The sequence below is a fragment of the Bradyrhizobium sp. S3.2.6 genome, from assembly GCF_040546885.1.
Lineage (GTDB): Bacteria > Pseudomonadota > Alphaproteobacteria > Rhizobiales > Xanthobacteraceae > Bradyrhizobium > Bradyrhizobium cytisi.
This window is the reverse complement of the sequence record NZ_JBEPOS010000011.1, coordinates 151,191-163,752: the sequence shown is the minus strand read 5'-3', so window position 1 is coordinate 163,752 and position 12,562 is coordinate 151,191. Positions and strand designations below refer to the sequence as shown.

At 65.2% G+C, this 12,562-nt stretch carries 8 protein-coding genes; 7 read left to right on the top strand and 1 reads right to left on the bottom strand.

Features of this window, described 5'->3' with window-relative positions:
* Positions 1–341: 341 nt before the first annotated feature.
* The 7 genes from ABID58_RS20745 to ligA all read left to right on the top strand — a co-directional run bounded on the left by ABID58_RS20745 (position 342) and on the right by ligA (position 11,041).
* Positions 342–1,370, top strand: coding sequence for a cell division protein FtsQ/DivIB (locus tag ABID58_RS20745; RefSeq protein WP_354034274.1), 1,029 nt, complete (start codon positions 342–344; stop codon positions 1,368–1,370).
* Positions 1,367–2,689, top strand: coding sequence for a cell division protein FtsA (gene ftsA / locus ABID58_RS20740; protein WP_354034272.1), 1,323 nt, complete (start codon positions 1,367–1,369; stop codon positions 2,687–2,689). The genes ABID58_RS20745 and ftsA overlap by 4 nt, the downstream gene beginning before the upstream one ends.
* Positions 2,690–2,776: 87 nt before the next feature.
* On the top strand, positions 2,777–4,576 hold the full coding sequence (gene ftsZ / locus ABID58_RS20735; protein WP_354034271.1) for a cell division protein FtsZ: 1,800 nt from the start codon (positions 2,777–2,779) through the stop codon (positions 4,574–4,576).
* A 362-nt stretch (positions 4,577–4,938) separates the two neighbouring features.
* The gene (lpxC, locus tag ABID58_RS20730; RefSeq protein ID WP_354034270.1) at positions 4,939–5,901 is read left to right on the top strand and encodes a UDP-3-O-acyl-N-acetylglucosamine deacetylase; all 963 of its coding nucleotides are present in this window, start codon (positions 4,939–4,941) and stop codon (positions 5,899–5,901) included.
* 232 nt (positions 5,902–6,133) lie between these two features.
* Positions 6,134–7,033, top strand: a complete 900-nt coding sequence (locus ABID58_RS20725; RefSeq protein WP_148754099.1) for an outer membrane protein assembly factor BamD — start codon at positions 6,134–6,136, stop codon at positions 7,031–7,033.
* A 24-nt stretch (positions 7,034–7,057) separates the two neighbouring features.
* The gene (gene recN / locus ABID58_RS20720; protein ID WP_354034269.1) at positions 7,058–8,731 is read left to right on the top strand and encodes a DNA repair protein RecN; all 1,674 of its coding nucleotides are present in this window, start codon (positions 7,058–7,060) and stop codon (positions 8,729–8,731) included.
* 162 nt (positions 8,732–8,893) lie between these two features.
* The gene (gene ligA / locus ABID58_RS20715) at positions 8,894–11,041 is read left to right on the top strand and encodes an NAD-dependent DNA ligase LigA (RefSeq protein ID WP_354034268.1); all 2,148 of its coding nucleotides are present in this window, start codon (positions 8,894–8,896) and stop codon (positions 11,039–11,041) included.
* Positions 11,042–11,158: 117 nt separating this feature from the next.
* On the opposite strand, the gene ABID58_RS20710 is transcribed toward ligA, so the two are convergent.
* Positions 11,159–12,439 carry a multidrug effflux MFS transporter gene (locus ABID58_RS20710; RefSeq protein WP_354034266.1) on the bottom strand — a complete coding sequence of 427 codons (1,281 nt, stop codon included), beginning with the start codon at positions 12,437–12,439 and terminating at the stop codon, positions 11,159–11,161.
* Between the last annotated feature and the right edge of the window lie 123 nt (positions 12,440–12,562).

Genomic DNA, 12,562 nt, shown 5'->3' with positions numbered 1-12,562 from the left:
ATTGGTTAACGGCTGACAGGCGAAAACGGCCGGTTTGGTGCCCAAAACCGGTAAAATGCCGGATATCGTGGCATAACTGCCTCACAGAGCTGGGCAAAAAGCATTCTCCGTTAACGAACTTTACCTTTTGTTTACCAGGAAGTCCGAAGGTTAACGCTGGCGGCGCATATGGCGTTTTGGCTGCCGGTGCGTGAGCTGTTTCGGATTGTCCCCGACCGGCGAACGCTTTGAAGGGGAGCGGTTTCTTCTGCCGAAGACCCTCACCCGGCCCGGCAGACCGAGATGTCACATTCGCCAGGACCCGCGCGGTGTCGTGGGCAAACTGTTGACGAGCTCGTGCAATGGATGGTGCAGGAAGCCTCACCCGGTCGTTTTTGAGATCGCTGAGGCCCCAAGCTGACCTGAAGGCGGCCGCTATCGGAGCGGTCGTGCTTCTGCGCGAGTGGGTCCAGGACAGGCGCCAGGAAAGACTTGAACAGACGCGCGCTGCTGCCAAGCAACGGATCAAGGCCAAGGCTGTCGTCGAGCGCGAGCCGCCACCGCGCCTGGTCGCGCTGGTCGAGCGCTATCTGCCGCGCCGGGTCGGGATCAGCTTGACCGTGCTGCTGCTGATCGGCAGCTGCGGCCTCGGCACCGTCAAGGGCGGCCATCTCCAGGATTTCATCACGGCGGTCAGCGACGCGCGCAACGCCATGGCCAATTCGGCCGGCTTCCGCATCACCTCGGTCGTGATCAACGGCCGCAAGCAGCTCAGCCAGGACGAGATCCTTGCGATCGGCGGCGTCAGCGGCCGCTCTTCGCTGCTGTTCCTCGCTGCCGATGACGTCCGCGATAAGCTCAAGGCCAATCCCTGGATTGCGGACGCGACCGTGCTGAAGCTCTATCCGGGCCGACTCATGATCGAGATCACCGAGCGCAAGGCGTTCGCGCTGTGGCAGGATGCCGGCCGGCTTTCCGTCATCGCCGACGACGGCGCGCTACTCGAACCCTATGTCTCGCGCCGGTTCCTGTCGCTGCCGCTCGTGGTCGGCAAGGGCGCCGACACGCAGGCCCGCGACTTCCTCGCGCTGCTCGCCCGCTATCCGCAGGTGAACTCGGTGACGAAAGCCGCGATCTATGTCGGTGAGCGGCGCTGGAACCTGAGGCTGAAGGACGGCCTCGACATTCGCCTTCCGGAGCAGGATGTCGGCAACGCACTGGCTGCGCTCTCCAAGCTCGATAAGGACGACAGGCTGTTCTCGAAGGATATCGTCGCGATCGACATGCGCCTGCCCGACCGTCTGGTGGTGCAGCTGTCCGATGACGCCGCAAAGGCGCGCGAGGATCTGTTCAAGGACAAGAAGAAAAAGAAGGCCGGGGACGCCGCATGACCGGTCTTGATCGCACCCAGACGCCGAAGACGCGCCCGATGCCGCACAAGCGCGGCGGTCTCGTCGCCTGCCTCGACATCGGCACCAGCAAGATCGCCTGCATGATCGCGCGGCTGAAGCCGTCGGCGCCGAGCGAGGCCTTGGGCGGCCGGACCCACGCGGTCGAACTGATCGGTTACAGCCAGATCCAGTCGCGCGGCATGAAGGCCGGCGCGGTGGTCGATCTCGCCGAATGCGAGCAGGCGGTGCGCCAGGCCGTCGGGCTTGCGGAGAAAATGGCCAAGGTCCGGGTCGAGTCCGTTTTGCTGTCAGTCTCCGGCGGTCGTCTCGCGGGCCAGCTGGTCGAGGCGGCAGCCGATATCCGCGGCGGCGCAGTGACGCCGGCCGATGTCAGCCGCGTCACCTCCACCGGCATGCGCCACGCCACCGGCGAGGGCCGTACCGTGCTGCATGCGCTGCCGGTCGGCTACACGCTCGATGGCGTCAAAGGCATCCGCGATCCCCGCGGCATGGTTGCGCATCAATTCGGCGTCGACATGAATGTCGTCACTTGCGACGCCACCGTGGCGAGGAACCTGATGCTGGCGGTGGAACGCTGCCATCTCAACGTCGAAGCCATGGCGGCGAGCCCCTATGTGGCCGGCCTGTCGGTGCTAACCGACGACGAGGCCGATCTCGGCGCTGCCGTGGTCGAGATGGGTGCGGGCACCACCACCATCGCGGTCTATTCCGGCGGACGTTTCGTGCACGCGGCCGGATTTGCGGTCGGCGGGCAACACATCACGATGGATCTCGCGCGCGGACTCTCGGCGACCATTGCCGATGCCGAGCGAATCAAGACGTTATACGGCACCGTCATCACCGGCGGATCGGACTCGCGTGAGCTGATGTCTGTACCGACAGCCGGTGACGACCAGGATCTGCCGCAGATCGTTTCGCGCGCCACCATCGCCACCATCGTCAAGCATCGTGCCGAGGAAGTCTTCGAAATGGTTCGGGACAAGCTGAAGGATTCGCCCTTCGCGGCAGAGCCCAAGGGCCGTGTCGTGCTCTCCGGCGGAGCCTCGCAGCTCACCGGCCTCGTCGAGCTCGGAACCCAGATTCTCGGCCGGCCCGTGCGGGTCGGACGTCCGCTCGGTTTTGGCCGGCTGCCCAACGAGGCGAAGAACGCCGCGTTCGCGGTGCCGGCCGGACTTCTCGTCTACCCGCAATATGTTCACCACGAACATGTCGAACCGCGGCAAACGCGGCAGCAGGTCAGGACAGGAACAGGCGGTTATTTCGGAAAGGTCGGACGATGGCTACGCGAGGGCTTCTGATGACCGCTTTCCGCAATTGTCGATTTTCACCAACTCCCGCGGCCGCAGGCCGGGGCGAACCCACGCGCGCGTGATCGAGAGGCAAACATGACCATCAGCATCAATGCTCCTGATATTCACGAACTGAAGCCCCGCATCACCGTGTTCGGCGTCGGCGGCGCCGGTGGCAACGCCGTCAACAACATGATCACGGCCGGCCTCCAGGGCGTCGACTTCGTGGTCGCCAATACCGACGCGCAGGCGCTGACGATGTCGAAGGCGCAGCGCATCGTGCAGATGGGCACCGCGGTGACGCAGGGCCTCGGCGCCGGCTCGCAGCCGAACGTCGGCGCTGCTGCCGCGGAAGAAGTCATCGACGAGCTGCGCGACCATCTCTCGGGCGCCAACATGGTGTTCGTCACCGCCGGTATGGGCGGCGGCACCGGCACCGGCGCAGCTCCCGTCATCGCCAAGACCGCCCGCGACATGGGCATCCTCACGGTCGGCGTCGTGACCAAGCCATTCCACTTCGAAGGCGGCCGCCGCATGCGCACCGCTGAAGCCGGCATCAACGAGCTTCACAAGGTTGTCGACACGCTCCTGATTATTCCGAACCAGAACCTGTTCCGGGTTGCCAACGAGAAGACCACGTTTGCCGACGCCTTCGCGATGGCCGACCAGGTGCTCTACTCGGGCGTGGCCTGCATCACAGATTTGATGGTCAAGGAAGGCCTGATCAACCTCGACTTCGCCGACGTGAGAGCGGTGATGAGGGAAATGGGCAAGGCGATGATGGGCACCGGCGAAGCCTCCGGCGACAAGCGCGCGCTGACCGCCGCCGAGGCCGCGATCGCCAACCCGCTGATCGACGACAGCTCGATGAAGGGTGCCAAGGGCCTCCTCATCTCCATCACCGGCGGCAAGGACCTCACCCTGTTCGAGGTCGACGAAGCCGCGACCCGCATCCGCGAGGAAGTCGACCAGGACGCCAACATCATCGTCGGCGCGACCTTCGACGAAGCGCTCGACGGCCTGATCCGCGTCTCGGTCGTCGCCACCGGGATCGAGCAGGCTGCGATCGCCCGCAATACCCAGGGCACCAGCGCTCCGGTTGCGAACGCGGCACCTCAGGTCCAGCAGGCTCCCGCGGCTCCGGCCGCCGCTGCCGAGAGCCGTCTCGCCGACCTGACCGCGCGTCTCCGCGCCGACAACCAGCGCATGGCCGAGCGCGCTCAGAAGCTGGAATCGCAGATCCCGGGTACCGCGCCGGTCGCTGCTGCTCCGATCGCGCCGCGTTCCAATGTCGAACGTGCGGCGCTTGCGGCCATCGCGGCTGCCGTTTCCGAAGTCCCGCAGGCGCCCGCGCCGATGCAGACCTATGGCGACGTCACCGTGCGCCCGATCGCGCAGAAGCCCACGCTGTTTCCGGAGCCCGAGCAGGCGCCGATGGCCATGCATGAGCCAATGACGCCGGAAACCTTCATCCCACCGCAGGCCGAGCGTGCCCCGGCGCGCGCGCCGCGGATGCCGCGCCTCGACGAGCTGCCGATGCCGGCCCAGGCCGAGCTGCGTCAGGCCCGTGGCGAGGTTGAGGAAGAGACGCCGCAAAAGACCCGCCTGTCGCTGCTCCAGCGCCTTGCCAATGTCGGCCTCGGCCGTCGCGACGAGGAGACCGAGGCCCCGATCGCCGCCCGCACCGCCGGTCCCGCCATGCCGGCGCTGCCCGAGCGCAAGGCGCAGCGAACGGTGCAGCAGCAGATCGCCGCCAGCGAACCGGTGTCGGAATATGCCCGCCGGCCCGCGCCGCAGGGTCTCGACGCCCATGGTCGCCCCGCGCCTGTTGCGCCGGCGCCACAGGGAGACGACCATCTTGATATCCCGGCCTTCCTGCGGCGGCAGGCGACCTGAGGATTGTTACAATAAGGCAGACGCAGAAAGGCCCCGGCGGGAAGCTTGCCGGGGCCTTTCCTTTGGTGCCGTGCATATCCGGATTGAGCGTTCAAGCAACTGATTTTAAATCATTAATTACAGGTTCGGTGCTTCAGTAAAGCTGCCGATAACGGCCCTAAACCCCGGCGCAATTTGGTTAAGCCTTGGCGCGAATACGGCTGGTTTGGGGTAACAATCGGTAAAAAAGCGTGAGTTGGCGCTGTTTAAGGCAGTGACTATGGTTCGGCGTGACTTGGGGATACGGAGATTCGGACGGTCGATCTCGATCGATCAGTCGGGTTTAGTATAAGTCGCAATGGGTCGTAGTGGGGCGGTTCCTGATGAAATTTAGCCGGCAAACAACGCTTCGCGCGCAAGCCAGTGTGGCCGGCGTCGGCGTTCATTCCGGTCTTCCAGTCACCCTTACGCTTGGACCTGCACCTGTCGATGCAGGCTTTATTTTTGTCCGCACCGGACTCGAAGGACGTGACCGCGAGATCCAGGCGACCGCCGAGCAGGTGATCGCGACCGACTTCGCGACCGTCCTCGGTGATCGCAGCGGTCCGCTGGTTTCTACCGCGGAGCACGTGCTGGCTGCGCTGCGGGGCATGGGTGTCGACAACGCCACCATCGAGGTCGACGGTCCCGAAGTACCGATCATGGACGGCAGCGCCGCTGCGTTCATCGCGGCGATCGATCAGGCCGGTATCGTCAACCAGCCGGCGCAGCGCCGGTTCATCCAGGTTTTGAAGCCGGTCTCGGTCAAGATCGGCGACGCCTTCGGCGAGATCCGGCCCTACGCCAACGGCTTCCGCGCCGAGGTGGAGATCGACTTCACCAATCCCGTCATCGGCCGGCAGAGCTGTGGCTTCGACGTGAGCCCCGAGCGCTTCCGCCGCGAAGTCGGCCGTGCCCGGACCTTCGGTCTGATGGGTGATGTTGCCCGGCTCTGGAGCGCGGGCTATGCGCTCGGCGCATCCTTTGAAAATACCGTCGTGTTCGACGACGAGCGGCTGCTCAACACCGAGGGCCTGCGCTACGCCGACGAATGCGCCCGCCACAAGGTGCTGGACGTGATCGGCGATCTCGCGCTGGCCGGCCTGCCGCTGCTTGGCGCCTATCGCTCGGTGCGTGGCGGTCACAAGCTCAACCACGCCGTCCTGACCGCATTGCTCGCCGACCGTACCGCCTGGCGGGTGGTCGAGGGCGAAGCGGCCCGCCGCACCACGCGTCCTGTGGCCGAAGTCGGCAGCGGTATTGTTGGCGGCCGGATCGCTGCGGCCTATGGGCCGGACGTGTCCTGAAGCCTGCTGCGGCTGGCGTTTTGTCCGGGAAACTCCTGGTAACCATGATCGGCTAGCATTGCGGCGTTTTCGCCTTAATCCGGGCGGAATGCCTGCCTATCCGATAGGTTAACAATCGTTTTTCGGTTACACCGACGTGGTCGCATGGCAGGCACCACGGTCACATTTCGCGCCCGTGACGGGGATCATGGGCTGGCGGGCACCGCATCACAGGGCGTCAGGTCTTAAATTCATGTCGGCACAGCGTATGACGCGCGGATATCTCTTGGCCTCTCCAAAAGCTCCGACCGGGATTCGTCGGCTGCTTCAGGCCGCGACCCTCTTTCTGCTCGCCTTGCCGCTGGCCGGCTGCGGCACCGGCTCGCTCTGGGACAAGTTCATCGCCAAGGACGATACCTTCGTCGAGGAGCCTGCCGACAAGATCTACAATGAGGGCTTGTACCTCATGAACGAAAAGAAGGACATGAAGGCGGCGAACAAGAAGTTCGAAGAGGTCGACCGCCAGCATCCCTATTCCGACTGGGCGCGCAAATCGCTGCTGATGTCGGCTTACGCGTCCTACCAGGGCGGCGACTATGACAGCTGCATCGGCGCTGCCACCCGCTACGTCACCCTGCATCCCGGCAGCCCGGACGCCGCTTACGCGCAGTATCTGATCGCCGCCTCGCACTACGACCAGATCCCGGATATCAGCCGCGACCAGGCCCGCACCGAGAAGGCGATCGCCTCGCTGGAAGAGGTGGTGCGCAAATATCCGACGTCGGAATATGCGACCTCCGCCAAGGCCAAGATCGAGGGCGCGCGCGATCAGCTCGCCGGCAAGGAAATGAATGTCGGCCGCTACTACATGCAGAAGCGCGACTACACGGCGGCGATCAACCGCTACAAGGCCGTGGTGACGCAGTACCAGACCACGCGCCACGTCGAGGAGGCACTCTACCGCCTCACCGAGGCCTACATGTCGATCGGCATCGTCGGCGAGGCCCAGACCGCCGCCGCCGTGCTCGGGCATAATTTTCCCGACAGCCGATGGTACAAGGACGCCTATAATCTTGTAAAATCCGGCGGTCTCGAGCCGAGCGAGAATCAGGGGTCCTGGATCAGCCGGACCTTCAAGGGGATAGGCCTCTAGGTCTCGGCTAGGAAATCTGGTTCCATGCTGGCGCGTCTGTCGATCCGTGACATCGTCCTGATCGAACGGCTCGATATCGAATTCGCCACCGGACTTGCGGTTTTGACCGGCGAGACCGGTGCGGGCAAATCCATCCTGCTCGATGCCTTTGCGCTGGCGCTCGGCGGCCGCGGCGACGCCGGCCTCGTGCGCCATGGCGCGGAGCAGGGGCAGGTTACGGCCGTCTTCGATATCCCGAAGAATCATCCCTCGACGAAAATCCTCGCCGAGAACGGGCTCGACGATACCGGCGAGATGATTCTCCGCCGCGTGCAGCTCGCCGACGGCCGCACCCGCGCTTTCATCAACGATCAGGCGATCAGCGTGCAGACCCTGAAGGCGGTTGGCGCCGCGCTGGTCGAGATCCACGGCCAGCATGACGAGCGCGCGCTGGTCGATGCCGCCACCCATCGCCGCCTGCTTGATGCCTTTGCCGGCCTCGAAAAGGATGTCGCGGCCGTCGAAGCCCTCTGGGACGCGCGCCGCACCGCCAACACCGAGCTGGAAGAGCACCGCGCCGGCATGGAGCGCGCCGCGCGCGAGGCCGACTATCTGCGCCACGCCTCCGACGAGCTGAAGCGGCTCGCGCCGAAGGACGGCGAGGAGACCTCGCTCGCCTCGCGCCGCACCACCATGATGCAGGGCGAGAAAATCGCCTCCGATTTGCGCGAGGCGCAGGAGGTCGTCGGCGGCCATCATTCGCCGGTTGCCGCCCTTTCGACCGCCGTGCGCCGGCTGGAACGCCGCGGTGTCAATTCGCCGGCTCTGGTCGAGCCCGCGGTGAAGGCAATCGACATCGCGATCAACGCGCTGGAGGAGGCCGACCAGCATCTCCAGGCCGCACTTGCCGCGACCGACTTCGATCCGGCCGAGCTCGAACGCATCGAGGAGCGGTTGTTCGCTCTGCGCGCCGCCTCGCGCAAATATTCGACGCCGGTCGATGGCCTGGCGGCACTTGCCGCCAAATACGCCGCCGACGTCGTGCTGATCGATGCCGGCGCCTCGCGCCTGAAGAAGCTGGAGCAGGCCGCGATCGAAGCCGATGCACGCTATGCGGCGGCTGCGAAAAAGCTCTCGGCAGCGCGGCAGAAATCGGCCGAGAAGCTCAACAAGGCCGTCAATGCCGAGCTCGCCCCGCTCAAGCTCGAGCGCGCGAAATTCATGACGCAAGTCGCCACCGACGAGACCGCGCCGGGTCCGCAAGGCTTCGATCGGGTCGAGTTCTGGGTGCAGACCAATCCGGGCACCAGGCCGGGGCCGATGATGAAGGTCGCCTCCGGCGGCGAGCTCTCGCGCTTCCTCTTGGCGCTCAAGGTCGTGCTGTCCGATCGCGGCTCGGCGCCGACCCTCGTGTTCGACGAGATCGACACCGGCGTTGGCGGCGCGGTCGCGGATGCCATCGGCGGACGGCTGGCGCGGCTTGCCGGCAAGGTTCAGGTGATGGCCGTGACCCATGCCCCGCAGGTTGCGGCGCGCGCCGACCAGCATCTGCTGATTTCCAAGGATGCGTTGGACAAGGGCAAGCGCGTCGCCACCCGCGTCAACGCACTCGCCGCCGACCACCGCCGCGAGGAAATCGCCCGCATGCTCGCCGGCGCCGAAATCACGGCCGAGGCGAGGGCGGCCGCGGACCGGCTGCTCAAGGCAGCGACGGCCTGATTTTTTTGTCCCGGACGCGCGAAGCGCGAGCCGGGACCCAGAATGCCGCCCCCGTGGGCCCCGGCTCTGCAACGCACCGCTGAAGAAGCGCTGCATTGCGTCCGGGGAACAAGACCTCCGCCCACCTTTACCCTCCCGCCCGCTCCGTCGTATCCAAGCACCATGGCAAGAGCAGCAAAATCCAAGACGCTTCGTGACGTCGCCGACCTCACCAAGGCGCAGGCCAAGGTCGAGCACATGCGGCTGTCGCTCGAGATCGAGGGACACAACGAGCGCTACTACCAGGACGACGCGCCGACCGTGACCGACGCAGAGTATGACGCCCTGCGCCAGCGCCTCGATGCGATCGAAAAACGCTTTCCGGAATTCGTCAGTGGCGATTCGCCCTCACAGAAGGTCGGCGCGGCGCCATCCGGGCGCTTCAGGAAAGTCCGGCATTCCGTTCCCATGCTTTCGCTCGACAACGCCTTTGCCGAGGAGGACGTCCGCGACTTCGTCGGCCGCATCGTGCGCTTCCTCAAGCTCGACGACGACAAGGTCAATTTCTCGGCCGAGCCGAAGATCGACGGCCTGTCGATGTCGCTGCGCTACGAGGGCGGCGAGCTCGTCACCGCGGCGACGCGCGGCGACGGCGCAATCGGCGAGGATGTCACGGCCAACATCCGCACGCTCGAAGACGTGCCGCAGAAGCTGAAGGGCCGCAACATTCCCGATATCTGCGAGGTCCGCGGCGAGGTCTACATGACCAAGAAGGCCTTTCTCGCGCTCAACGAGCGGCAGAAGGCGGCTGGCGATACCATCTTCGCCAACCCGCGTAATTCGGCCGCGGGCTCCCTGCGGCAGAAGGATCCGACCATCACAGCATCGCGCCCGCTCGGCTTCTTCGCCTATGCCTGGGGCGAGATGAGCGCGATGCCCGAGGATACGCAGAGCGGCATGATCCACTGGTTCGAGCGCTGCGGCTTCAAGACCAATCCGCTGACAAAACTCTGTCACTCGGTCGAGGAGCTGATCGCGTTCCATCAGAGCATCGAGGAAGAGCGCGCCGAGCTCGACTACGATATCGACGGCGTCGTCTACAAGGTCGACCGCATCGACTGGCAGGAGCGGCTCGGTTTCGTCTCGCGCACGCCGCGTTGGGGCATCGCGCACAAATTCCCGGCCGAACGGGCCGTGACGGTGCTGCGCGACATCGAGATCCAGGTCGGCCGTACCGGCTCGTTCACGCCGGTCGGCAAGCTCGAGCCGGTCGGCGTCGGCGGCGTGATCGTGCAGAACGTCACGCTGCACAACGAGGACTACATCAGGGGCATCGGCAACAAGGGCGAGGTGCTGCGCGAGGGGCGCGACATCCGGATCGGTGATACCGTCGTAGTCCAGCGCGCCGGCGACGTGATCCCGCAGATCGTCGACGTCGTCCTCGACAAGCGCCCGAAGAGCGCCAGGGAATACCACTTCCCGAAGAAGTGCCCGTGTCCGCTGCATACCGACGTCGTGCGCGGGGAGACGGCCGCCGGCGAAGAGGAATCCCGCGCCCGCTGCACTGGCGAGTTTGCCTGCCCCTATCAGAAGATCGAGCATCTCAAGCTGTTCGTGTCGCGGCGCGCCTTCGACATCGACGGTCTCGGCGAGAAGCAGCTGCAGCATTTCTTCGATGAAGGATGGGTGAAGGAGCCCTCCGACATCTTCACACTGGAGAAGCGCAACGCGAAGCTCAAGCTCGAGGAGATCGAGGGCTACGGCGCGACCTCGGTCCGCAATCTGTTCGGTGCCATCGAGAGCCGGCGCAAGATCGCGCTGGAGCGCTTCGTCTATGCGCTCGGCATGCGCCATGTCGGTGAGACAACCGCCTTGGCGCTCGCGCGCGGCTACGGCTCCTGGGAGGCCTTTCACGATGCCTGCCTCAAGGTCGCCAAGGGCGACGAGGAGGCGAAGGCGGAGATGGATGCGCTCGACCAGATCGGCCACACCGTGATCAAGAGCATCGCCGATTATTTCGGCGAGAGTCACAATCGCGGCATTGTCGAGCGGCTGACCAAAGAGGTCGAGATCGTCGACGCGGAGAGGCCGAAGGGCAACTCCGCGGTCGCCAGCAAGACCGTGGTGTTCACCGGCTCCCTGGAGAAGATGACGCGCGACGAAGCCAAGGCGACCGCGGAGCGATTGGGCGCCAAGGTCTCGGGCTCGGTGTCGAAGAAGACCGATCTCGTCGTTGCCGGCCCCGGCGCGGGCTCGAAGCTCGCAGAGGCTAACAAGCACGGCGTCAAGGTACTGACCGAGGACGAGTGGCTCAAGCTGATCGGAGAGTGAGGTCTCTCCTCGTCATTGCGAGGAGCCCTTGCGACGAAGCAATCCAGACTGCATCTGCTGTGACAGTCTGGATTGCTTCGCTTCGCTCGCAATGACGAGGAGAGGGCGTACCGCGCCTCACATCATCACGCTCTCTTCCCCCTCCGTCTGTTCGATCAATTCCTCGCTCACCATCAGTTCGCGGCGGGGGACGACGAAGATCATCATGCAGGCGCAGAGCAGCGAGACGGCGAGCACGGCCGAGGTCAGCGGCAGCGTCGTTGCGGAGTGGCCGCCGAGATAGGCGCCGAATTGCGACATCAGCGCGCCGATCCCTTGCTGGAGAAAGCCCATCGCGCCTGACGCGGTACCGGCGGCTTCGGGACGGATGCTGATCGCACCGGCGGCGGAGTTCGCCATCACGAAGGCGTTGCCGACCATCACGATCATCTGCGTGCCGAACAGCCAGGCCGGCGCCTCGTTCCAGCCGGTAAAGCTCCAGAGCAGGTTCAACAGGCTGCCGCAGAGTTGCAGGCCGAGCCCGAACCAGATCAGCTTCTCCAGCGAGTGCCGCGGCGCAAAGCGCACGCAAAGCAGGTTGCCGACCAGATACGCAAATCCCGTTGTGGCGAACCACGCGCCGTATTCGGCACTTGTCCGGCCCATCTGCGTCACGACGATGTAGGGGCCCCCGCCGGCGAAGGTGAAGATGATCTGCGACGCCAGCACCTGGCACATCACATAGCCGATGAAGGCCCGGCTCTTGATCAGGGTGCCGACGTCGCTGCGAAAGCCGCCACTGCCGATCGCGCGGTCGCGGCGCGTCTCAGGCAACGCGATGGCGATGCCGACGGCGACTGCAAGCGCGCCGATCGTGACGGCGTAGAAGATCGCCCGCCAGCCAAACGCGGTCTCGATCAGGCCGCCGGTGAGCGGTGAGACCATCTGGCCGATCATCAGGGCGGCGATCACGAGGCTGATCATGGAGGCGACACGGTCGCGCTCGTAGATGTCGCGGATGATGGCCCGGCTGACCACCATGCCCGAGGCGCCGCCGAGCGCCTGGAAGAAGCGTGCTGCGATCAGCTGCGGCAGGGTTTCGGCAAAGATGCAGGCGACGCTGGCCGCGACCATCAACGCGAGGCCGCCAAGCAGTACCGGACGGCGGCCGAACCTGTCCGACAGCGGCCCCATGATCAGCTGCGACAGCGCGATGCCGACCATATAGAGCGACACCGTCATCTGCGCGATCGAGATGTCCCGGCCGAAATTCGTCGCCAGCACGGGCAGCGCCGGCACCAGGATGTAGAGCGAGATCGGCGCGATCCCGGTCATGACGACCAGCAGCAGCAACACCACGCGCGACGTCGCGATGTTCTTCGGCGCCGCCTCCGGCGGTCTGCTGATCATGCCGTGCATGTGCGTCCGTCTTTCGAATTTCGAATCGGACTGTAGCGTGCTTGCACAAGACGGATATCGGCGTTTCGGAATGCCGCTATACGGATTCCGGGACGGTTATGCCGACGGTGCGAATGACCGCCC

Excerpts from the sequence above, each read along its gene's own strand:
- ftsA (WP_354034272.1), top strand. The coding sequence starts at position 1,367 with ATGACCGGTCTTGATCGCACCCAGACGCCGAAGACGCGCCCGATGCCG.
- ftsZ (WP_354034271.1), top strand. The coding sequence starts at position 2,777 with ATGACCATCAGCATCAATGCTCCTGATATTCACGAACTGAAGCCCCGC.
- ABID58_RS20725 (WP_148754099.1), top strand. The coding sequence starts at position 6,134 with ATGTCGGCACAGCGTATGACGCGCGGATATCTCTTGGCCTCTCCAAAA.
- ligA (WP_354034268.1), top strand. The coding sequence starts at position 8,894 with ATGGCAAGAGCAGCAAAATCCAAGACGCTTCGTGACGTCGCCGACCTC.
- lpxC (WP_354034270.1), top strand. The coding sequence starts at position 4,939 with ATGAAATTTAGCCGGCAAACAACGCTTCGCGCGCAAGCCAGTGTGGCC.
- ABID58_RS20710 (WP_354034266.1), bottom strand. The coding sequence starts at position 12,439 with ATGCACGGCATGATCAGCAGACCGCCGGAGGCGGCGCCGAAGAACATC.
- ABID58_RS20745 (WP_354034274.1), top strand. The coding sequence starts at position 342 with ATGGATGGTGCAGGAAGCCTCACCCGGTCGTTTTTGAGATCGCTGAGG.
- recN (WP_354034269.1), top strand. The coding sequence starts at position 7,058 with ATGCTGGCGCGTCTGTCGATCCGTGACATCGTCCTGATCGAACGGCTC.